This is a genomic window from Streptomyces sp. NPDC003077, assembly GCF_040611095.1.
Classification (GTDB): domain Bacteria; phylum Actinomycetota; class Actinomycetes; order Streptomycetales; family Streptomycetaceae; genus Streptomyces.
The window spans coordinates 1-20,792 of sequence record NZ_JBEXNM010000108.1 but is presented as its reverse complement, the minus strand read 5'-3'; the positions used below and the strand labels follow the sequence as shown (position 1 = coordinate 20,792).

Genomic DNA, 20,792 nt, shown 5'->3' with positions numbered 1-20,792 from the left:
AGGCGGTCTCTCGGACGCCTCGTCCGGACGGTGCGAGCTCTCGAAAACCCCGGCCGGAAGGAAGGGCCCTCCGGCGCCCTCGGCCGCACGAAACGCCCCCACCTCACGGACCCCGCGCACCGCACCACCTCCCTCCCCCACCGCGACCGGATCCTCCTCACGGCCCTCGCCCTCACCGTCGCCGGTATCACGATCGCCCTGGACGCCCTCTCCGGCACCGACCCGCGCGTCGTGCTGCCCGCTCTGTTCGCCGGTGCCGCACTGGTGGCGGTGTTCGTCTGCCGCCCCCGGTCGCGGGCGTGGATGGGGACGGCCACCGCCTCCACCGGCGCAGTGCTGCTGCTCGCCTCGCTGGCGCTCTCGGGGGAGGACCCCCGCGAGTCACTGGTCTCGCCCTTCGTGGCGGCGGTGCTGGTGGCAGCGCTGCTCACCGCGACCATCCGCTGGGCGCCCCGCCGTCAGGTGCTGCTCGGCGGGCCGTCGGCAGGCCTGGCCCTCGCCTTCTGGACGCTTCCGTACGTCGCCTCACCGTCCTTCTACGAAGCGCTGGGCGTGGCCGCTTTCTGGTCGCTGCCCGTGGTCGGCGCGGCGGTCGTCGGCGGCTATCCGCGCTCGATGGCCCGGCGCCGACGGCAGGCCGTGCTCGACGCCCGCCGCGCCCAGCAACTCCGGCTCGCCCACGACCTCCACGACTTCGTCGCCCACGACGTCAGCGGAATCGTGGTCCAGGCCCAGGCAGCCCGCTTCGTCGCCGAACGGGACCCCGAGGCGGCGCTCGCGGCGCTGGAGCGGATCGAGCGGGCGGGGCTGGAGGCACTGGCGACGATCGACCGTACGGTGCGGATGCTGCACGATACGGACGAGGAGGACCTGCCCCCGGCCCCGAATCCGGAACCGGGCCAGGACGCGGACACAGGCCCGGGCCCGGATATGGACCCGGCCCCGGACCGAAACGATGCCGGACCCCAGCACGCCTCCGCCGCACCTCCCCACCCGCTCCCCGGCCCGCGCGAGCCGCTGCCCGGGACGGACCGACTCCGCGAGGCCGTACGCCGGTTCTCCGGCACGGGCCGGACCCGGGCCCGTATCGACATCGGCCCCGGTGTCGACGCCGCGCTGACGCGCGAGGCGGCGGCGATCGCACACCGCGTCGTCGTGGAGGCGCTGACCAACATCCGGCGCCACGCGCCCGACGCCACCCTGGCGGAGGTCACCCTCACCCTCCACACCCCCGCACGGGAAGACGTCGTACCCCCGGGCCGCCGGAGCGACCGCCGCCCGGCCGACCGCCCCGCCCCGCTCCCCGTCGTCACCCTCCGCGTGACGAACGACGCGGGCCAGGGCTCCCAGCACCCCACCGTCCACCGGCTCGCTCGCCAAGAACGCGGCGGGCGCGGCCTGCCCGCCCTGGCCGAACGCGTCCGCGCGGCCGGCGGCACGCTCGACGCGGGCCCGTACGGCGACGGCTGGCGCCTGACGGCCACCTTCACCTGCGACCCCGGCCGTCTCCCGTCTTCGCCCGCCACCTCCCGCTCTCCCTCATCCTCATCCTCATCCGGAGGCGCCTCGTGACCACTCCCACCCGCATCCTGATCGCCGACGACCAGGAGGACGTCCGCAGCGGCTTCCGGCTGATCCTCGACTCGCAGCCGGACATGACCGTCGTGGGCACCGCCGCCGACGGCGCCTCCGCCGTCGAACTGGCCCGTACCCTCGCCCCGGACGTGGTCCTCGCCGACATCCGCATGCCGCGCCTGGACGGCCTGGAGGTCACCCGGCTGCTGGCCGGTCCCGAAGCGGAACGGCCGTTGCGGGTCATCGTCGTCACCACCTTCGACCACGACGACTACGTCCACACCGCCCTGCGCCACGGCGCCTGCGGCTTCCTGCTCAAGCGCTCCGGCCCCACGCTGCTGATCGAGGGCGTGCGCGCCGCCATGGCCGGTGACACCCTCATCAGCCCCCAGGTCACCGTGCGCCTGCTCCGCCGCCTGACCCTGCCCGACACGACGCGCGAGCCCGTCCCGCTGACCGACCGGGAGCGCGAGATCATCCGCCTCGTCGCCCAGGGCCTGACGAACGCGGAGATCGCCGACGAACTGTTCATCTCCTCCGGAACCGTGAAGACCCACCTCGCGAACGTCCAGTCCAAACTGGCCGTACGCAACCGCGTCGGCATCGCCGCCTGGGCCTGGGACACCGGCCTGGCCGAACCGGGGGCGGTGCATTAGGCACGGCACCGGCGCCAGGGAAGGTTCCGGCCGACTCTTTTCGCCGCGGACGGCCCCGAGCTACAGGGCCGAACGTCCCCTGCGGCACGATGGGGGCATGAGCATCGTAAAGATCAACGTGCTGACCGTCCCCGCCGAGCAGCGGGAGGTCCTGGAGAAGCGGTTCGCGGCGCGGGCCGGGAGTGTGGAGTCCTCGGACGGCTTCGAGTGGTTCGAGCTGCTGCGGCCGGTGGAGGGTACCGACCAGTACCTCGTCTACACGCGCTGGAAGGACGAGGAGTCTTTCCAGGCGTGGATGGAGGGCCCGATGAAGGCCGCGCACCAGGGCGGCGGGCAGGGAGAGGCCGGTGGTGAGCGGCCCAAGCCCGCCGCCAGCGGATCCACGCTGTGGTCCTTCGAGGTCGTCCAGCAGGCGGCGCCCAAGGCGCAGCAGGGCTGAACGGGGCTGAACAGGGCTGAACAGGGCTTGGCAGCACTGGCCAGTGCCGAGCGGGGCTGGCCAGTGCTGAGCAGTCCCAGGCCGTGTCGGCCTTCGCCCGTGCGCCATGGGGAGTAACGCAGGGACCGGGCGGTGACAGGTGTCAGAGATCGCCCAACCCCAGGGGCGGCGCGCCTTCCGGTTCGATCTTGCTTCCCGCACAGCGGACACATGCGACCGTCGCGAGCATGACGCCGCCTCCCGCGTTCAACCGTTGCTGGTGCGTGACGTGTCCGCGCCCGTGGCACCGGAGGCACGGGTTCTCGTGCTCCATTTCCTCCGCGTCTTGCAGGCGTGCCTGCGCGTCGTACAGGTCATGGCGAGCCTGGCAGACCGCACAGAGGGGCAGTCGCTTCCCGTTGTCGTCCTGCGGCCGGTGCCGCTTCCCGCAAACGCACAAAACCATGGCCCTCTCCCCTTCGTTTGATCAAGGCGGGTCGGACACGGTCCCGCAGGTACAGCACACGAGCTTGGCAGCCCCGCCTGTGTTCTCGCTTGCCTGCCCTGCCCGGTGACCACGTTCCCGACGCTGCTTCCGATGGCCTGCCGCGCTTCATCACGGGTCATCGCGTCCGCCGCCCAGTCTTGCGCCTGGTGACGACGTGCGCGCGGGTTTCCTCCCGGGTCAGGGGCCGTACCCGGTCGGCGTGGGTGCGCCACACGTGGCCGCCGACCAGCGCGGCCATGAGCACCACGGAGCCGATGCGACGGACGACCTTGCCTTTGTGGTCGGTGGCCGTATCGACCGCGAGTTCCCCTACCCCGGGCACGCCCTCACTCATCCGGTCGGTCATGCCGTTCGGCGCCCTTCGTGATCAGTACGGCGAGGGTGCGCACGATGTCCGCGCGGGCCGAGCCCAGTCGTACGAGCGGGCAGCCCGAGGCCGTGGCGGGGAAGTCGATGGCCACGGAGGGCAGCACGATCCCCGCACGGAACAGGGCCGCTTGCAGCTCCGTGATGGCCTGTACCGCGTGCGCGAACGGCTCCTTGTCCTCGGGCGCGGACGGCGGCGCGGGCACCGGGCCGATCGTCGCGAGCAGCCTGCGAACAGTGCCGGTCACGATGGGGTCGACGATCACCGCCGGGTGTCCGTGCTTCGTCGTTCCGGTCCATGCGGTGATGGGGAATCCGCGAGCGGACAGGGCCGCTTGCAGTTCGGCCGCCAGGTCGACCATGGGCCGTTGCGATTTATTGGTGTCGGGCGTTTCTTTCGCGTTCACGGGTGCTCCAGCTCCGTTGCGGCCACCGCTGCGTATTGATGCTCGTGCTCAACATCCGACCTGCGGAGAAAGTGGGCTAGTGGCATCCGTAGGGGCAGGTTCGGAAGGCACGTCACCGATCGCGTTCATTGGGGGCATCTTTAGGGGCAAGATGGGGCCATGGCCATTGGGGACTTGATCAGGGACCTACGCAAGGCACGCGGTTGGAGCCAGGGGCGACTGGCAGATGCGATCAACAGTGCCTACGGGGCAGGGCTGACCCGGGAATGCGTAAGCCGCTGGGAGTGCCACAAGGTGGAACCCCACCCGTTCTACCTACGGTGCTTGTCTGGCGTCCTGGATGTCCCCCTGGCCGTTCTGGAAGGCGAAGTGAACAGGCGAAAGTTCATCAGCGAGGCAGCCGCCACGACCATAGCTCCATTGGTGGCTTCCGATTTGCTCAGCACTGGATTTTCCGCGCGACTGCACGGTGGCCCATCCGCGGACGACTGGGAGCATAAGCTTTCCGTCTACGGCACTGACTACATGAGTCTTGGCGCGTCCGAGATCCAGCGTCGAATCGCCGGCGAACTGATGGTGGTGCAGCAGCAGCTCGACAACCCGCAACTCTGGTCTGTTGCCGCCAGATTGATGACCCTCTACGCGAAGACCTTTCCGGGCAGCGACGGCAACAAAGCTCTCGACTGGTACCGCATGGCTGTGCGTGCCGCGGACGAGTCCGGAGACACGCAGACGCGCGTATGGGTTCGCGGACGGGCCGCCATCGCCCTGGGTTACGAGGGTGCGGGCCTGGGCATGGTGGATGTCTTCGCAGATCAGGCAATGGCCATTAGTGACCGCCCGTCGCTCGGGCTACTAAACGCCATCATGGGGAAGGCACACGCGGCGGTTTTGCGCGGCGACAAGACCACCGCATCGCAACTCACCAGCAAAGGGCTTGCAATGTTCGACGCGTCCGCGTCCTACGACCAAACTTCCGACTACGCCGTTCCATATTGGCGCATGAACATTTTCCTCAGCCTACTCTTCGCACGCCTGGGCGAAGAAAAGAAAGCCCTTGAGTCGCAAGAAGCGGCACGAAATGAACTGCCGAAGACGTTGCCCAGGTTCGCGACACATCTAGAAATGCACCGAGGCTTGATGCTCGCGAAGTCCGGCGATAAATACGGGGTTGCGTATGCGCGTCAGGCACTTTACCGACTCCCCGCAGAAAAACATTCATTGACGCTCAGGATGCTCATGCGCGAAGTTGAAGAAGTTGAAAGCGCCTGACCTGAAGGGAAAGCACCCGTCCTGAAGGAAAAGCATCTCTGGCCCTCCCCGCGAGCGAGCCCCCGCCCCCCTGTCGACCAGGGGGCGGGGGCTCCCGCGTGTCGCGCGTAGGCGCCGGGCGCCGGGGCCTCAGAGGGCCAGCAGTTGCCGGGTCAGGTCGCGGTACTGGCGCAGGGCCACGCGCAGGGCTTCGGTGTCGCCGCCTTCGTGGGCTTCCCAGGCCGTGCGCAGGGCGCGGCGGCGGGCCGCCAGCGCCTCCGTGAGGAGGGCCGTCAGCTCCTCGTACACCCCGTCGGCGTCCTCGACCGCCTGGCGGGGGTGGTCGACGAAGAGCGTCATCGTCTGCTCCAGCCGCTGGTGGAGCTTGTCGTGGGCGCCGCCGGGCAGCAGCGGACCGGCCTGCGCGACGTCATCGGACGCGGTGCCCGCCGAGCCGGGAGCGCTCTGCCGACCGCCCCCGGAAGCCGGACGGTGCCCGCCGGCCGGTGCGGCGTGCTGCGGGCCGCCGGGGGTGGCGGAGCCCTGCGGTGCCTGGTGGCCGCTGGGGGGCGGGGCCTGGTGGCCGATCGTGGTCATGCCCTCGTTCTCGGCCCGTTCCTGGGCGTGGCGTTCCTCGGGCCCACCGGCGTAGTAGCGGTCGCCGGGCTCACCAGTAGTGCCAGTAGTGCGGTCGCCGGAACGGCCTTCGGGCCGCTCGGGCTGTCCGAGCCGGTCGTCGTTTCGGGTCTCGTACGGTTTCATCGGACGGTCCCCTCGGAGGAGTCGTGGTGCGGTGACGAGTGGTCGCCGCGGGACTGCCACGGCAGGCGTGGCCGGTTGCCGGCGTGCTGGGGGCGTCCGCCGCCGGGCTGCCGTGTCCGGGAACGGCGGCCGTGCCGGGCGGAGTGCTGCTCGGGTGCGGCCCGCAGCAGTTCGCCGAACAGCGCCCGGGACTTGACCAGCGCCTCGCGCAGGTCCTCGGTGCGGAGCTCGCCGCCCTCCGGCCGGTGGCCGGCGGTTCGTCCGGCGTCCGTGCCCGGTCGTCCGCCTCCGCCGCTGCCGCGCAGGGCGACCTCGTGGATCTGGCGGTAGCCGTGAACGGTGTGCGGGTGGTGGACGGACAGCGCCTCGGCCTGTTCGTCGTACGTGTCGGCCGGGTAGCCGCGGTCCCGGGCGAGCCGCCCGATCAGCAGGTCCGCTTCGACGACGGCCTTGTGGGGCTCGTCGACGAACAGTTCCTGGACGGCGTCCCACTGGGCGAAGTACTGCCGTCGCTCCTCGGGGCCGAGCGGCAGCGGGTGGAAGTCGCCGTAACGGTGCAGCCGTCCGTCGAGTTCCTTCTCCGCCGCCTGCACGTCGCCGTCGTGAACGGCCACGGTCCGCTCGTACTCCCGCCCGAAGTGCCGCCGCAGTCGGCGCCGGCCACCACCCCGGGTCTTCACACCGACGAGAAGAACGATCGCGGCGAGCGCCACCGCCGCCACGATCAGCGTGATGATCGCGCCAATAGACATGGGTCCCGGGTAGCCCCGAGCCAGGGGGCCAAACCCGGCATGGGCACGGGTCGGCCGCCAACTGGCGTGATTTATCCGATGGTTGGGATCAGGCGCACCGGTCTCCCGGCCGGTACCGGTGTGCGCCGTCGTGCTGGGGGCAGTCGGCCTCCCGGCCGTTGAGTTCGGTGGTGAGCTGCTCGACGAGTTCGTTCAGGTCGGTGGGCCGGTCCGCAGTCCACCAGTCGCCGAGCAGTTCGGCGAGCGACTGCTGCCGGGCCGCCGCGAGTTCGTCGGCGACCGCCCGTCCCTTGTCGGTGAGCGTCAGCGGCAGGCCCTGGCGGGCGGCCAGTCCGCGTTCCTCGATCTGGCGCGTGGCGTCGGTGATCACGGAGAGCGGGACGATGCTGCGCTCGGCCAGCAGCGCGGGCTCGACCGAGCCGAAGCGGTACATCCGCAGCAGCATCCAGCTCGCGGCCGGTTTGAGGTCCAGCCCGGCCCGTTCGGTGATCCTCTCGTAGATCTGCTTGCGGCCCTCCAGGCTGCCCAGTTTGGACAGGGCGCGGGCGCACTCGTCGCGCGAGGAGCGCTCGACGGGGTTGGACGAGTAGACCTGGCTGGTGTCGGGGGCGGTGACGCTGCGGCGCAGCGGCTCCTCCTTCAGGAACCAGGCCAGGACGAACGCGATCAGCACGACCGGGACCGCGTACAGGAACACGTCCGTGATGGAGTCGGAGTACGCCTTCAGGACGCCGCCGGCCTGGGCGGGCGGGAGCTTGCCCACCGTCCGCGGGTCCTCGGCGACCTTGGACGGGTCGACGCCGGGCGGCAGCCGCTGCCCGGCGAGGGCGTCGGCGATGCGGGGCCCGAGCTTGTTGGCGAAGATCGTTCCGAAGATGGAGACGCCGAAGGACGAGCCGATGGAGCGGAAGAAGGTCGCGCCGGACGTGGCGACCCCGAGGTCCTTGTACTCCACGGCGTTCTGCACGATCAGCACCAGCACCTGCATGACGAGCCCGAGCCCGAAGCCGAACACGAAGAAGTCCAGGCTCATGACGGTGGTGCTGCTGGAGGTGCCGAGTTGGTGGAGGAGGACGAGCCCGATGGCGGTGACGGCGGTGCCGAGGATCGGGAACACCTTGTAGTGCCCCGTACGGCTGACGATCTGACCGGAAGCGGTCGAGGACAGCAACATCCCGATCACCATCGGCAGCATGTGCACGCCGGACATGGTCGGGGACACGCCCTGGACGACCTGGAGGAAGGTCGGCAGGTACGTCATCGACCCGAACATCGCGAAGCCGATGACGAAGCCGATCACCGAGGTCAGGAGGAACGTGCGGAGCCGGAAGAGGTGCGGCGGCAGCACCGGTTCGGCGGCCCGGCGCTCCACGAAGCCGAACGCGATCAGGAGGAGCACCCCCAGCACGCCGCACAGGATGATCTGCCAGGAGCCCCACGGGTAACTGACCCCGCCGAGCGAGGTCATCAGGACGAACGCGGCGGCCACCGCCGCGATCAGGGCGGTGCCCAGGTAGTCGATGCGGTGCGGGTTGCGGCTGGCCGGGATGTGCAGGACGGCGGCGATCACGCCCAGGGCGATGATGCCGATGGGCAGGTTGATGTAGAAGACCCAGCGCCAGCTCAGGTGGTCCACGAACAGGCCGCCGAGCAGCGGGCCGAGCACGCTGGTCGCGCCGAAGACCGCGCCGAACAGGCCCTGGTACTTGCCGCGCTCGCGGGGCGGCACGATGTCGCCGACGATGGCCATGGACAGCACGATCAGCCCGCCGCCGCCCAGCCCCTGCACGGCCCGGAAACCGATCAGCTGCGGCATGTTCCGGGCCAGCCCGCACAGCGCGGAACCGACGAGGAAGATGACGATCGCCGTTTGGAAGAGCTTCTTGCGCCCGTACTGGTCGCCCAGCTTGCCCCACAGCGGGGTCGCCGCCGTGGAGGCCAGCAGGTAGGCGGTGACGACCCAGGAGAGGTGGTTCAGGCCGCCGAGGTCGCTGACGATCGTGGGCAGCGCGGTGGCGACGATGGTCTGGTCGAGCGCCGCGATGAGCAGCCCGAGCAGCAGCGCGCCGATCGCCACGACGACCGAGCGGGTGGAGTGCTGCTCGCCGGGGGCGGAGGGCCGGTCTTGTCCTGGGGGTCGGCCTTGCCCTGGGGGTCGGCCTTCTGCTGAGGGGGCTCCCGTGGGGTGCACTTTTCCCGGGGCCGGGGCGGACTGCGTGGGGTACCCCTGTCCGTGCCCCTCTCCGGGGGCGGCAGAAGCGCCGGAGTCCTGCGCCATGTACGTCTCCCTCCGGTGGATTGCGCCGCCTTCCCATCGTGGTGGCTCCCCGGGCATCCGGCCCGTTGGGCGCGGCGATCGGTTGGGGCCGGGGCGGGACGGCGTTCCGCGGCGCTTCAGGGCGTTTTACGGCGTGCGCGGCGGGGCACGGGCGGGCACGGGCCGTTGTGGTGGTTCGTGCCGACGGGGTCGTTGCGGTGGTTCGTGCCAACGGGGTCGTTGCGGTGGTTCGTGCCGACGGGGCCGCTCCCGGGCGCGGGCCCTTGTGGTGGTCCGTGCGCCGACGAGGCCGCTGCCGGGCCCGGGCCCTTGCGGTGATCCCTGTGCAGGACGGGGCGGGGCCGGGATAATCACTGCGCAAACGACGGATCAGGGAGGAATCGCTCGTGACGGCCAAGACCTGCCCGCACTGCTTCGCGCCCGCTCGCGGCGACGGCCGGCCGAGCTGCTTGTGTGTGGCGGCCGAGGCCGACGATTTCGACCCCTTGCACGTCCGCCCGTACGTGACGCTGTCGGGGGTGGAAGGCGAGCCCGAAGGGCTGGGCGGCCCCGAGGGGGTCCACCGCCTGGACCGCCCGGACCGTTCGCGCGGGCCCCACGGACGCGCGGTCCGGGGCGTCCGCGAGGGCCGGGACGCCCGTACCGGCAGGGACAGTCACCTCGCGGATGCCCGTACGCGGTCCGGAGCCCGTATGGAGGCGGGGGCAGGGGCGGGGACGCGTACGGGGTCCGGCACCCGGGCGCGGGCGGATGCCCGCGAGGAGGCCGACACCCCGGAACAACCGGACTCCCACGCCGGAAAGAAGGTACATACCGGCACGAAAGCCCGCACTGGAACGGAAGCGCGCGAGCCGTCAGCCCCGCACTCCGCAAGCCCCGCCCTCCCCGGCCCCGACGACCCTCCCTCCGCGCCCGACCGCTCCGGCACCGGCCCGCTCGCCGACGTCGGCGCCGGTGCGGGGACCGGTCTCGGCGCCGCCGCCGAGGCCGCCGCCCTCGCCCGCCGCGACCGCAAGAAGCAGGCCGCCATGGTCGCCATGGCGGTCGGCGCCGCCGCGCTGGCCGCAGGGGCCGTGCTGCTCAGCGGGGCCCTGCTGTCCGACACGGACCACGATCGCGGGCAGCCGGAAAGCCGCGGCGAGCGGCCACCGGCCACCGTCCCGTCGCGCGGCCCCGGCCTCCCGCCCGGCGGCGCCGGATCGTCCGCGTCGGCCGTCGCCCCGCCCGGCCCGTCCGCCTCCGCCTCCTCCTCGGCGACCGTCTCCGTGTCCGCTGCCCATCCCCCGTCCCACGAGGAGAGCAGGCACGCATCCGAGGGACCTCCGCCGGCGACACCGTCCCCGACGACCAGCCCCACCCCCACCACGCCCGGCGCCTCCGGCGGCACCTCCCCCGCCCCCTCCACCAGCGCGCGGCCCAGCACGCCGCCGGTGCTGCGCGAGGGTTCCAGCGGCCCGGAGGTGGCGGAGCTCCAGCGACGCCTGCGGCAGGCGGTCGGCTATCCCGGCGAGCCGACCGGCGTGTACGACGCCGACCTACGCGCCGCCGTGGCCGCCTACCAGCGGACATACGCCATCCACGGCGATCCGGAGGGCGTCTACGGCGCCCACACCCGGCAGCACCTGGAGTCCCGGACCCAGGACTGATGACAGGGCCGGTTGGCGGCGACCCTCGACCCTTTTGTACTCTGTTGGAACAAAGTGGTTCCGCCCGCACTCCCTGACCGGCGGGCGGAACCGCTTGATTTCCCACACCCCCGTCACACTCCGGGCCTCAGCACACCCGGCAAGCACTCACGACGGCCACCCGAGCGTGAACCACACCCGCTTCCGCGACCGGGCTCCGACTGGTTACGCGTCCACTACACGTCCGGGCGCCCGGTGGCCGCCAGGAGAAGGACGGACCAGCCCCGTATCGGCTTCGGGACGATCAAATCCCGTGGTGCTCGCAGGGCGAATCGCTGCCGCGACGAGGAGCGGGAAGCGACCGGGCAGGCAGTGCGCGGTTCATGACGGATCTCGCCACGCGCAGCGGTACGCCGCCCGCCGACCGCACATCAAGCCCTTCACTCAAGGCTGCGATTCGGATTTACCGGTGTGTCACGGCAGGTCCACACTGGGGGCGGCAAATCGAGGGACGTGGATACCACCACGAAGGGCGCCACCCTCGCGTCGGCGACAACTGGGCATCTCGACGCCGAAACCGATCTCGTCAACTACCGGCCCATGCTCGACCGGCTCGAAGAGCGGTCGCCGGCACCCAGCCGATCACGAGATCTCATCCGCCAGGCGATATAAGAAGCAACGTGAAAGCGTGGAGACAGTGTCAGTGGTCATGAATTGGCAGAAGTCATCGTTCTCCGACCAGACCGCAGGGAACTGTGTCGAGATGGCGACGGACAGCTCCGAAGCGCTCATCCGTGAGAGCGATGCCCCGCAGACGATCCTCAGGGCAGGCCGCCCCGCCATCGGCGCGTTCTTCGCCGGGATCAAGAGCAATGGGCTCGAAGACCCGGCCTGATATCGCACCGAGACCGCCGAGAGCACCAGAATGGTTTGAGCGGCGCCCGCCCCCGAGGCCGGGTGCCGCTTCTTTTTCACCCCCTCATCGATCCGAGTTGTCGAGGCGCCGGGTAGCCGGAAGTGGGGCGGCTCGGTCTGACGGTGACGGGCGGGACCATGCGCCTCGCCCGCCCCCACTACCGCCGCGCCCGGCAGCCCCCCTCGCGGAGGGCATCCTCACCGGAAGATCATCGGGACGCCATCTGTTCTTTGTGTGCCGCCTCTCCTGTTTTGTATCGTTGAAGAACAAAGAGGCTTGCGTCTCCGACGGGCGTGTGCCGTAGTTCTCCAGGAGTGCCCAGTGGCTAGTTCCCGCAGGTCAGAGACGGTCCAGGTGTGCAAGGCCCTGCTGCTCGACATGGACAGCACGATCGTCAACTCGGAAGCGGTCGTGGAGCGCTGCTGGCGTCGCTGGGCCGCTGACCAGGGGCTGGACGCCGAGGAGGTCCTCAAGGTCGTCCACGGGCGGCAGGGGTGGGCCACCATGGCGGCGCTGCTGCCCGACCGGCCGATGGAGGAGAACCACGCCGACAACCGCCGGATGCTGGAGCAGGAGACCTCCGACGTGGAGGGCGTGGTCCCGGTGCCGGGCGCGCCCGCGTTCATGGCCGCCCTCGCGGAGCTGCCGCACGCCCTGGTGACCTCGGCCGACGTGAAGCTGTCGGACGTGCGGATGGCGGCGGCCGGGCTGCCGATGCCCGCCGTGCGGATCACCGCCGAGTCCGTGTCGGCGAGCAAGCCGGACCCGGAGGGCTTCCTGAAGGGCGCCGCCGAGCTCGGGTTCGCGCCCGAGGACTGCGTGGTCTTCGAGGACTCGGAGGCCGGCATCCTGGCCGGCAAGGCCGCCGGGATGCGGGTGATAGGCGTGGGCGAGCGCGCCGCCGCCTTCGGCCCCACCGTCCAGGTCCGCGACCTCACCCAGGTCTCGGTCGAGGCGCTGGCGGACGGGTCGATCGTCCTGCACATCAGCGCCTGACGGCTGCCGCCGCGAGCCTTCGCCCGTCCGGCCCAGCCGATGGGCGGCGGCCCGCCCCATCAAGCCCGTCCGGCGATTGAGGACAACGCCCCCGGCGTTCACCGGCACCCCAAGATCACCCGCCACCCGCCACCCGCCCAAGAGCCAGTACCCGCGCTCACCGGGGTGTCCTCAAACGCCGGACGGGCTGGAGATGGCGGGCCTGCCCCCCAAGCGCCCCCACCCCGGGTGTCCTCAATCGCCGGACAGGCTGAAAGCGGCGGCCTCGACCTCCGGGAATCCTGGGGTGGCCGGCTGCGGCTCGTCATCGCTCCCGTTACCGCGTCCTCAAGCGCCGGACGGGCTGAAAGTGGCGGCCTCGGCCTCCGGGAACCCCGGACGTCCTCAAACGCCGGACGGGCCGGAGGAGGACGGCGTCACCCCACGATCGCCTCGTACAGGCTGAACCCCGCCAGCAGCACCATCACCGCCGCCGCGACCTTGGTGATCAGGCGGAGCGGGACGTACTTCATCAGCGTGCGGCCCCCGAGGATGCCGATGCCGGCGACGGCCCACAGGGCGAGGACGGCGCCGATGCCGACGGAGACGGGGTCGTTGTAGCGGGCGGCGAGGTTCGCGGTCATGATCTGGGTCAGGTCGCCGAACTCGGCGACGAGGATCATGGTGAACCCGGCTCCGGAGACCTTCCAGAAGCTCTGGTCGGCGGGCTTCTTGATCTCCTCGTCCTCGTCGTCCTTCTTGAAGAGCAGGACGGCCGCGCCCGCCAGGAAGAGCACCCCGACCACCGCCTGGACGAGCCGGTGCGGCAGCAGGGTCAGGACGCTGCCCGCCGCGATGGCGAGCGCGACGTGCACGGCGAACGCCGCGGCCACGCCCACGAAGACGTACGAGGCGCGGTAGCGGGTGCCGAGCATCAGCCCGGCCAGCGCGGTCTTGTCGGGCAATTCGGCGAGGAAGACGACGCCGAAGACGACTGCGGCGACGGTGATGCTGAACACGGGGCTGATACCTCGATCGGTCGGGCCGCACCGAGGGGGCCCGCCTTCAGGGGTCGCTTCGGCACGGCAGCGTCGAACACTGCGGCCGAAGGTCTCGCTGGCCCGCCTACGGTACGACGGGCTCCGGGCGCCGGCTCGCGCGTCACCCTCCACGGCGTGGCGCCGAGGCGGGCAGCGGCTGAGCAGTATGTCGACGGTCCGGCGAAGAGCTACTCCCCTTCTGCTGTGGCCAAGGGTAAGCGGTGGATCCGGCCGCGGGCGACCAGCTCCAGCACCACCGACACGGCCACCGCCTGCACCGCCAGCAGCGCCACCAGGACGAACAGCTGCACCGCACCGGCCTGTACGGGAGAGGCGCCGCCCAGGAGCATCCCGACGAAGGCGCCGGGCAGTGTGACCAACCCCACCGTGCGGGTCTGGTCCAGTCCCGGCAGCAGCGCGTCCGCCGCGGCCGGACGGGCGACCTCCATCCGGGCCTCCCGGTCCAGCAGCCCGAGCGCCATCCCGGCCTCGACCTCGCCGCGCCGGGTGTGCAGCTCGTCCAGCGCCCGCCGGCCGCCGAGCACGGTGGCGGTGAGCGCCCCGCCGATCAGGATGCCCGTCACGGGGATGAGCGTGATCCCGCGTGGCGGCACCAGGCCGGTGAGCACCAGCACGCCCACGACCGGGCCGACGCCGGCCGCGATCGGGAGAGCGGCCCACCACCAGGTGCGGTTGCGGGTGATGCGCCGACCCGCGGTCCTTACGGCGACCGCGAACATGAGTACGAGGAAACACAGCAGCCACGGCAGGACACGTACCACCCAGCCGATGAGGAACGAGACGGCGGCGAGCTGGACGGCCGCGCGCACCCCGGCGAGGGCGATGGCCCGCGCGCGGCCGAGGTGGGCGAGCGCGGCCACGACCACCGCGCCGACCAGGATCAGGGCGAGCACGACGCCGAACGTGGCGTTGACCGGCAGCAACACGCGATCACTTTAGGGGCGGCCGGGGGCTCGTGTGCCCGCGCGAACGGAAGACCGCGCCGGGGCGGCGCCAGATGAGCACGCCAGTACCTTGAACTGGCGTACGCCCGTCGTCACTCTGTTACTTGCCGCCCACCTTGCGTAAACCCCCCACTGCGACCCTGGGCCGGCATCACACGTCGATCCCCTCTCCCCAAGGAAGATCACATGCCCCACGGCTACGCGCGTCGCGTCTCCCTCGCCACCGGTTCCGCCGCCGCCCTGGTCTGCACGATGGTCCTCGGCGGCACGCCCGCCCAGGCCGCGCCGCCCACCCCGCCGAGCGCCGCCACCGCCCGCACCCAGCTCGCGCAGCTCACCGAGCGGCCCCAGGGCTCCCAGGACGGCTACAGCCGCGACAAGTTCCCGCACTGGAGCGACCAGGGGAACAACTGCAACACCCGCGAGGTCGTCCTCAAGCGCGACGGCACGAACGTGGAGCAGGACACCAAGTGCGCGGCGGTGCGCGGCAAGTGGGTCTCCGCCTACGACGGCGCCACCTGGACCCAGGCGTCCGACCTGGACATCGACCACGTCGTCCCGCTGTCGGAGGCGTGGAAGTCCGGCGCCGCGCAGTGGACCACCGAGCGCCGCCGCCAGTTCGCCAACGACCTGACGCACTCCCAGCTCATCGCCGTCACGGACAACGTGAACCAGGAAAAGGGCGACAAGGACCCGGCGAAGTGGCTGCCGCCGAAGACCTCGTACCGGTGCATGTACGCCCGGATGTGGGTGAACGTCAAACACGTGTACGGGCTGACGGCCGACTCGGCGGAGAAGGCGGCTTTGAAGAGGATTCTGGACGCCTGCTGAGACCGAGACCGTCTGCCGAGGCTGAGGCGCCTGCTGAGGCTGAGGCGCCTACCGAGGCCGAGAGGGATGGGGCAGGCGGGGAAGTCGGGGGCCGGCCCCGCCTGTCCTCCTGGGCGCCACTGGGGGTGGGGGCGCGGGACGAGGCGAGCGATCACGGAGAGGTATTGAACAGATCAGTCCAATACGGCTAGGGTGCGGGCATGGGACGACCGCGGACCTTCGACGAGGAGAGCGCTCTGGAGGGCGCCATGCGCCTGTTCTGGGAGAAGGGCTACGAGGCCGCTTCGACCCAGGAGCTCTGCGAGGCGACCGGGCTGGGGCGCAGCAGCATCTACAACACCTTCTCCAGCAAGCACGCCCTGTTCATCCGGGCGCTGACGCACTACATCGACACGATGACGGCCAGTCAGGCCGCCATTTTGGAGGACGCGAGCCGGTCACCCTTCGCCCGCCTGCGGGCCCTGCTCTCCTCCGTCGTCGAGGTGGAGGAGAGCAACCGCCGGGAGCGGCTGGGCATCGGCTGCCTCGGGGTCAACAGCAGCGTGGAGCTCACCAGGCGCGACCCGGAGGTCGCCCGGCTGCTCCGGCGCGATCTGGAGCGGCGGCTCGGAGACCTCCAGGACGTCATCGCGTCCGGGCAGCGCGCCGGCGAGATCTCGCAAGCCCGTGACGCGGGCCAGTTCGCCCTGCTGCTGAACGCGACCATGGCAGGCATGCGCGTATCGGCCCAGAACGGGCTCGACCGCGCCGCGCTCGACGCCATCGCCGACGCCGCCCTGGACGCCCTTACCCCCTGACGCGATACGCGCGGGCCGCGCGACGGCTCGGCCTGCCCAAGTTTCGTACTGATCAATACAAAACTACGCCGGAACGCTCTCGGCACGACCAAGGAAGTGACCTGCTCATGCCCCGCTCGGTATATGTGCTGGCCTTAGGCATCTTCGCCATGGTGACCAGCGAGTTCGTCGTCGCCGGTCTCATGCCGCAGATGGCGGAGGGTCTTGGCGCGACGATCCCCCAGATCGGCTACCTCATCACCGCGTTCGCCGTGGCCATGGCGGCCGGTGGCCCCTTCCTGACGATCGCCCTGATGAAGCTGCGCCCCAAGCCGGCCCTGCTCATCCTGTTCGCCGTCTTCCTGGCCGGCAACGCCCTGGCCGCGACCGCGACCGGCTACGGCGTGATGCTGACGGCCCGCATCATCACCGGCATCGCCTCCCAGGCGTTCTTCGGCGTCGCGATCTCGGTGTGCTCCACGGTCACCCGTGAGGAGGTCCGTGGCCGCGCCATCGGCGTCGCTATGAACGGCCTCATGCTCGGCACCCTGCTCGGCCTGCCGATGGCCACCTTCATCGGCGGCAACATGGGCTGGCGCGCCGCCTTCTGGGCCATCTCGGTGCTCACCGTCATCGCCGCCATCGCCACGTTCTTCGGCGTGCCCAAGCTTGAGCGCCCCGGCGCCTCCGGCGGCACCTTCCGCGAGGAGGTCCGGGTCTTCCGGAAGGCGCGGCTGTGGGTGGTCCTCGCGACCAGCACCCTCATCATCGGTGCCACCTTCTCGGCCTTCAGCTACTTCAACCCCATCCTCACCGAGGTCAGCGGCTTCAGTGAGTCCACCGTCCCCGTCCTGCTCATCGCCTACGGCGCCGCCACCGTCATCGGCAACAACATCGTCGGGCGCCTCGCCGACCGGAAGACCGTCGGCGTGCAGGTGGTGGGCCTCGCCCTCAACATCCTCTTCCTGGCCGGCTTCGCGATCTTCGCTCACCTGAGTGTCGCGGCGGTCGTCCTCATGATGGGCGTCGGCCTGGTCGGCGTAACCATGAACCCGGCCATGGCGACCCGTGTCCAGCGCACCGGCAACCCCGGGCCGCTGGTCAACACGGTTCACTCGTCCTTCATCACCCTCGGCGTCATCATCGGCTCCTCGGTCGGCGGTGTCTTCGTGGAGAGCTTCGGCCTGCGCGCCCCGCTGTGGCTCGGCGCCGGCATGGCCGTACTCGGCCTGCTGAGCCTGCTGCCCGAGCTGGCGTGGCGCCGCCGTGACGCCGCACAGGCACCGGCGGCCCCGGAGCCCTCGCTCACCCTGGACCCGCACGACGTACCGGCCCCGGTGAGCGCCAAGGTGCGGGACATGGTCTGAGCCGGTCGAAGCGGCTGACGAGATCCCGCGCGGTTCCGGTCCGGGCGGGATCCCGTCGTCGCGACCCGGCCTCGGCGGGCTCCGATCGCCCGGCCCCGTCGGCAGCGTCCCGCACCACCGTCCAACCCCCCTCCCCGGGCCCCCGAACACCGCGCGGCCTCCCCTTCCGCAGGGGCTCAACCGGCCTTTTCCGACCGGCGGGTGGGGCCGCCTGGTCCCCTCCGACCTGCCGTTCCGGCCGCTTATCCTCGGGTGCAGGACATGTGGGCGCGCGCCCGCATGAGGGGAGGGTCGCCGATGGCCGGGCTGCGCCTGGGGCCGCTGCTGCGGTATGTGGACGAGAACAGCGCAACGTTGTGGGTGGAAACGGACCGGCCGTGCGAGGTGCACGTCCGGTGCGAGAGCGGGGCGGGTGGCGCGCAGCGGACCTGGCAGGTGGCCGGGCACCACTACGCGCTGGTGCCGGTCGCGGGGCTGACGCCCGGCAGTGAGACCACCTACCGCGTGCTGCTGGACGGCCGCCAGGTGTGGCCGCTGCCCGAGAGCCGCTTCCCGGAGAGCGTGATCCGTACGCTGCCGGAGTCGGCGAAGGGCGGCGGCGCGGCCCGGTGGACACCGGGCGCGACCGGGACCGAGACGGACGCGGAGGGGTTGGCTGGGGCTGGTCACGGGGCCACGTCGGAAGGTCACGGTCACGGGGCCACGCCGGGGGGTCACGGGGCCATGTCGGGGGACCACGGTGCCACGTCGGGGGGTTACGGGGCCGTGCCGGACGGTCCGGACGGTGCGCGGCCGGCCGCCTTGCGGATCGCGTTCGGGTCCTGCCGGTGGGCCGCGCCGCCCTCCGACTCCTCGCACGATCCGGTCGGTCCGGACGCCCTGGACACCCTCGCCGCCACGGTGAGCGCCGATCCCGAACGCGAACGCCCGGACCTGCTGATCCTGCTGGGCGACCAGGTCTACGCCGACCACACCTCGGACGCGATGACCCGGCTGCTCGCCGCCCGCCGCGACCTCTCCGAGCCGCCGTGGGACCAGGTCGCGGACTACGAGGAGTACACCCAGCTCTATTACGAGTCCTGGCTCGACCCCGAGGTGCGCTGGCTGCTCTCCACCGTCCCCAGTTGCATGATCTTCGACGACCACGACGTCATCGACGACTGGAACACCTCCGCCGCCTGGGTGACCCGGATGCGGGCCACCTCCTGGTGGCGGGAGCGGGTGCTGGGCGGCCTGATGTCGTACTGGGTCTACCAGCACCTGGGCAACCTCTCCCCCGCCGAACTGGCCGCCGACGAGCTGTACGCCCGGGTGAGCGCGCTGCCGGACGGCACCGAACTGGTCCGGGAGCACGCGGCCGTCGCCGACACCGACCCGGCGGCCGTGCGCTGGAGCTACCGCCGCGACCTGGGCCGCGTCCGGCTCGTCATGGTCGACAGCCGGGCGACCCGTGTCCTGGACGAGGGCAACCGCGCGATGCTCGACCCCGACGAGGCCCAGTGGCTGCGCCGGGCCGTCCTGGACGACCCCGGCTCCTACGACCACCTCCTGATCGGCAGCTCGCTGCCCTGGCTGATGCCGCACCTGATCCACGACATCGAGGGCTGGAACGCCGCGCTGTGCGCCGGGGAGCGCGGCGCCCGATGGGCCCGCTGGAGCGAGTCGCTGCGGCAGCGCGCGGACCTGGAGCACTGGGCGGCGTTCCCCTCGTCGTTCGCCGCGCTGGGCGAGCTGATCGCCGAGGCTGGCAGCGGCGAGTCGGCGCCCGCCACGGTGTGCGTGCTGTCGGGGGACGTGCACCACGCGTACGTGGCCGAGCCGCACTGGCCCGCCGACCGCGACGGCGGCCCGCCCACCAGCCGGGTGCTCCAGCTCACCTGCTCCCCCGTGCACAACAGCATCCCCACCTCAATGCGGGCCGCCTTCCGCTTCGGCTGGAGCCGCACCGGCCGTTGGCTGGGCACGGCGCTGGCCCGGCACGGACGGGTCGCGCCGGCCGGGCTGAGCTGGCGGCGTACGGGTGGCCCGTGGTTCGGCAACCAGTTGATGACGCTGACCCTGCGCGGGCGCTCGGCCGCGCTGCGGCTGGACCAGGCGCGTCGGGACAAGCGCGACGGGCCCTGGCTGGAGGCCGTCTGGGAACGCGCCTTGGTGGAGGCCGGGGGCGAGCCGGACGAGGAACGGGCGGCGGCGGGGCGGGAAGCGGGCGCGGGCGGGTAACGGGAAGCGGGGGCGCTGTCGCTGTCGGGCGCGTAACGGGAGGCGGGCGCGGTGGGGGCGGACGGTGCGTAGAGGGCATCGTCGCGTGTACGGAACGTCGAGCTTGTGTGGGTCATGGCCTGTGTATGGCGTTTTATGCGCATAAAAGGTGACACATGGATATGGAGGCAGGGGCCCGCACGAGGAGGGACGCCAGGTGCCGCCCGCCCCCCTCACATCACCCCCGAGCCACCCCCGGAGTCAGCCTCCGCTCCCAAATGCCAGTCCTCGTCGAGCCCTTCATGGGCGATTTTCAGCCACCGTGGGAGCGCGGTCACGGGAGGCGGGGCCGCTGCGCGTGGCCCCTGCTCGGCAGACTGGTGGCCGAATGTTGAACTTGCAAGTATTGATTAGGTCTGCCTAACCTGAGCCCCCTCACGGTTCCCGTCCCTGAAACCGCAGGAGCCCCATATGTCCGCACTGTCCCCCTCTGGCTCGCTCACCGAGAGAGCCGCCCCCCACGCACTCGCCCTCTTCCGCGTCGTCGTCGGTCTGCTCTTCGCCTGCCACGGCGCCGCCTCGCTGTTCGGCATCCTCGGTGGCGCGGGAGGCACCGGCGCCACCGTCGAAGCGGGCAGCTGGCCAGGCTGGTACGCGGCCGTCATCCAGCTCGTCGGCGGTGTGCTCGTCCTGGTGGGCCTGGTCACCCGCCCGGCGGCCCTGATCAGCTCCGGGTCGATGGCGTACGCCTACTTCTCGGCGCACGCCGGGGAGGGCCTGTGGCCCATCCAGAACGGCGGTGAGCTCGCCGCGATGTTCGCCTGGGCGTTCCTGCTGCTCATCTTCACCGGCCCGGGCGCCTGGTCGCTGGACGGCCTCCTCTTCGGCGCGCGCCGGGCGGACCGGCAGGCGGCCGGTGCCGCCTCGACGCGGGAGCCCAGCGCCGCCTGACACACACCGAGCACGCCGTGCGCCCTCCGGGCCACGCGTCCGGCACCCCCCACGTGTGGCCCCCGGGGGGGCCGGGGGGCCACCGCGGTACAGGGAGGGGGGTGGCCGCACACCCGGGTGGAGGGGCGGGGCGGGCAAGGGCGGGGGGGGGCACACGGGGGGGGGCCGCCCGCG

The 20,792-nt window shown here is 71.5% G+C and carries 19 protein-coding genes; 12 read left to right on the top strand and 7 right to left on the bottom strand.

The window, feature by feature from the left end; translation table 11 throughout:
* The 3 genes from ABZX96_RS36505 to ABZX96_RS36495 form a co-directional block, all read left to right on the top strand.
* On the top strand, nt 1-1,572 hold a 1,572-nt coding region (locus ABZX96_RS36505), incomplete at its 5' end, for a histidine kinase (RefSeq protein WP_355553455.1).
* Complete coding sequence (locus tag ABZX96_RS36500) at nt 1,569-2,231, top strand: response regulator transcription factor (protein WP_355553452.1); 663 nt, start codon at nt 1,569-1,571, stop codon at nt 2,229-2,231. The genes ABZX96_RS36505 and ABZX96_RS36500, both read left to right, overlap by 4 nt.
* Nucleotides 2,232-2,328: 97 nt before the next feature.
* Nucleotides 2,329-2,670 carry an antibiotic biosynthesis monooxygenase gene (locus tag ABZX96_RS36495; protein ID WP_355553449.1) on the top strand — a complete coding sequence of 114 codons (342 nt, stop codon included), beginning with the start codon at nt 2,329-2,331 and terminating at the stop codon, nt 2,668-2,670.
* A gap of 602 nt (nt 2,671-3,272) precedes the next feature.
* On the opposite strand, the gene ABZX96_RS36490 is transcribed toward ABZX96_RS36495, so the two are convergent.
* Both ABZX96_RS36490 and ABZX96_RS36485 read right to left on the bottom strand, forming a co-directional pair.
* Nucleotides 3,273-3,503 (bottom strand): hypothetical protein, encoded by a 231-nt coding sequence (locus tag ABZX96_RS36490; RefSeq protein ID WP_355553446.1) that lies wholly within the window; start codon nt 3,501-3,503, stop codon nt 3,273-3,275.
* Nucleotides 3,484-3,930 carry a hypothetical protein gene (locus ABZX96_RS36485; RefSeq protein WP_355553443.1) on the bottom strand — a complete coding sequence of 149 codons (447 nt, stop codon included), beginning with the start codon at nt 3,928-3,930 and terminating at the stop codon, nt 3,484-3,486. The genes ABZX96_RS36490 and ABZX96_RS36485 overlap by 20 nt, the downstream gene beginning before the upstream one ends.
* A gap of 159 nt (nt 3,931-4,089) precedes the next feature.
* On the opposite strand from ABZX96_RS36485, the gene ABZX96_RS36480 reads away from it, so the two are divergent.
* Nucleotides 4,090-5,202 carry a helix-turn-helix transcriptional regulator gene (locus tag ABZX96_RS36480; protein ID WP_355553440.1) on the top strand — a complete coding sequence of 371 codons (1,113 nt, stop codon included), beginning with the start codon at nt 4,090-4,092 and terminating at the stop codon, nt 5,200-5,202.
* Between the two features lie 129 nt (nt 5,203-5,331).
* On the opposite strand, the gene ABZX96_RS36475 is transcribed toward ABZX96_RS36480, so the two are convergent.
* The 3 genes from ABZX96_RS36475 to ABZX96_RS36465 form a co-directional block, all read right to left on the bottom strand.
* Nucleotides 5,332-5,943 carry a hypothetical protein gene (locus ABZX96_RS36475; protein WP_355553437.1) on the bottom strand — a complete coding sequence of 204 codons (612 nt, stop codon included), beginning with the start codon at nt 5,941-5,943 and terminating at the stop codon, nt 5,332-5,334.
* The gene (locus ABZX96_RS36470; RefSeq protein WP_355553434.1) at nt 5,940-6,695 is read right to left on the bottom strand and encodes a hypothetical protein; all 756 of its coding nucleotides are present in this window, start codon (nt 6,693-6,695) and stop codon (nt 5,940-5,942) included. The genes ABZX96_RS36475 and ABZX96_RS36470 overlap by 4 nt, the downstream gene beginning before the upstream one ends.
* A gap of 88 nt (nt 6,696-6,783) precedes the next feature.
* Nucleotides 6,784-8,973 (bottom strand): MFS transporter, encoded by a 2,190-nt coding sequence (locus ABZX96_RS36465; RefSeq protein WP_355553431.1) that lies wholly within the window; start codon nt 8,971-8,973, stop codon nt 6,784-6,786.
* A gap of 386 nt (nt 8,974-9,359) precedes the next feature.
* Here ABZX96_RS36465 and ABZX96_RS36460 point away from each other — a divergent pair, with 386 nt between their 5' ends.
* From ABZX96_RS36460 to ABZX96_RS36450, 3 genes are all read left to right on the top strand, one after another.
* Nucleotides 9,360-10,619, top strand: a complete 1,260-nt coding sequence (locus ABZX96_RS36460) for a peptidoglycan-binding domain-containing protein (protein ID WP_355553428.1) — start codon at nt 9,360-9,362, stop codon at nt 10,617-10,619.
* A gap of 688 nt (nt 10,620-11,307) precedes the next feature.
* Nucleotides 11,308-11,493, top strand: coding sequence for a DUF397 domain-containing protein (locus tag ABZX96_RS36455; protein ID WP_355553458.1), 186 nt, complete (start codon nt 11,308-11,310; stop codon nt 11,491-11,493).
* 342 nt (nt 11,494-11,835) lie between these two features.
* Nucleotides 11,836-12,510 carry an HAD-IA family hydrolase gene (locus ABZX96_RS36450; RefSeq protein ID WP_355553425.1) on the top strand — a complete coding sequence of 225 codons (675 nt, stop codon included), beginning with the start codon at nt 11,836-11,838 and terminating at the stop codon, nt 12,508-12,510.
* 416 nt (nt 12,511-12,926) lie between these two features.
* Here ABZX96_RS36450 and ABZX96_RS36445 read toward each other — a convergent pair whose 3' ends face one another.
* Both ABZX96_RS36445 and ABZX96_RS36440 read right to left on the bottom strand, forming a co-directional pair.
* The gene (locus ABZX96_RS36445) at nt 12,927-13,508 is read right to left on the bottom strand and encodes a TMEM165/GDT1 family protein (RefSeq protein ID WP_355553422.1); all 582 of its coding nucleotides are present in this window, start codon (nt 13,506-13,508) and stop codon (nt 12,927-12,929) included.
* Between the two features lie 209 nt (nt 13,509-13,717).
* Nucleotides 13,718-14,476, bottom strand: coding sequence for an ABC transporter permease (locus ABZX96_RS36440; RefSeq protein ID WP_355553419.1), 759 nt, complete (start codon nt 14,474-14,476; stop codon nt 13,718-13,720).
* A gap of 204 nt (nt 14,477-14,680) precedes the next feature.
* Here ABZX96_RS36440 and ABZX96_RS36435 point away from each other — a divergent pair, with 204 nt between their 5' ends.
* The 5 genes from ABZX96_RS36435 (at nt 14,681) to ABZX96_RS36415 (ending at nt 20,618) form a co-directional block, all read left to right on the top strand.
* Nucleotides 14,681-15,325: an HNH endonuclease family protein gene (locus tag ABZX96_RS36435; RefSeq protein ID WP_355553416.1), complete on the top strand. Its 645-nt coding sequence runs from the start codon at nt 14,681-14,683 to the stop codon at nt 15,323-15,325.
* A 200-nt stretch (nt 15,326-15,525) separates the two neighbouring features.
* A complete protein-coding gene (locus ABZX96_RS36430; RefSeq protein ID WP_355553413.1) occupies nt 15,526-16,122 on the top strand; it encodes a TetR/AcrR family transcriptional regulator in 597 nt (198 codons plus the stop codon).
* Between the two features lie 107 nt (nt 16,123-16,229).
* Entirely contained in the window at nt 16,230-17,468 is a 1,239-nt protein-coding gene (locus ABZX96_RS36425; protein ID WP_355553410.1) for an MFS transporter, read from the top strand.
* Nucleotides 17,469-17,765: 297 nt separating this feature from the next.
* Nucleotides 17,766-19,688: an alkaline phosphatase D family protein gene (locus tag ABZX96_RS36420; protein WP_355553407.1), complete on the top strand. Its 1,923-nt coding sequence runs from the start codon at nt 17,766-17,768 to the stop codon at nt 19,686-19,688.
* Between the two features lie 450 nt (nt 19,689-20,138).
* Nucleotides 20,139-20,618 (top strand): DoxX family protein, encoded by a 480-nt coding sequence (locus ABZX96_RS36415; RefSeq protein WP_355553404.1) that lies wholly within the window; start codon nt 20,139-20,141, stop codon nt 20,616-20,618.
* Nucleotides 20,619-20,792 lie beyond the last annotated feature (174 nt).

Bases quoted from the DNA above. Each gene is read 5' to 3' on its own strand.
- ABZX96_RS36455 (WP_355553458.1), top strand. From the start codon at position 11,308: ATGAATTGGCAGAAGTCATCGTTCTCCGACCAGACCGCAGGGAACTGT.
- ABZX96_RS36475 (WP_355553437.1), bottom strand. From the start codon at position 5,943: ATGAAACCGTACGAGACCCGAAACGACGACCGGCTCGGACAGCCCGAG.
- ABZX96_RS36415 (WP_355553404.1), top strand. From the start codon at position 20,139: ATGTCCGCACTGTCCCCCTCTGGCTCGCTCACCGAGAGAGCCGCCCCC.
- ABZX96_RS36470 (WP_355553434.1), bottom strand. From the start codon at position 6,695: ATGTCTATTGGCGCGATCATCACGCTGATCGTGGCGGCGGTGGCGCTC.
- ABZX96_RS36425 (WP_355553410.1), top strand. From the start codon at position 16,230: ATGCCCCGCTCGGTATATGTGCTGGCCTTAGGCATCTTCGCCATGGTG.
- ABZX96_RS36435 (WP_355553416.1), top strand. From the start codon at position 14,681: ATGCCCCACGGCTACGCGCGTCGCGTCTCCCTCGCCACCGGTTCCGCC.
- ABZX96_RS36420 (WP_355553407.1), top strand. From the start codon at position 17,766: ATGGCCGGGCTGCGCCTGGGGCCGCTGCTGCGGTATGTGGACGAGAAC.
- ABZX96_RS36465 (WP_355553431.1), bottom strand. From the start codon at position 8,973: ATGGCGCAGGACTCCGGCGCTTCTGCCGCCCCCGGAGAGGGGCACGGA.
- ABZX96_RS36495 (WP_355553449.1), top strand. From the start codon at position 2,329: ATGAGCATCGTAAAGATCAACGTGCTGACCGTCCCCGCCGAGCAGCGG.
- ABZX96_RS36490 (WP_355553446.1), bottom strand. From the start codon at position 3,503: ATGACCGACCGGATGAGTGAGGGCGTGCCCGGGGTAGGGGAACTCGCG.
- ABZX96_RS36480 (WP_355553440.1), top strand. From the start codon at position 4,090: ATGGCCATTGGGGACTTGATCAGGGACCTACGCAAGGCACGCGGTTGG.
- ABZX96_RS36430 (WP_355553413.1), top strand. From the start codon at position 15,526: ATGGGACGACCGCGGACCTTCGACGAGGAGAGCGCTCTGGAGGGCGCC.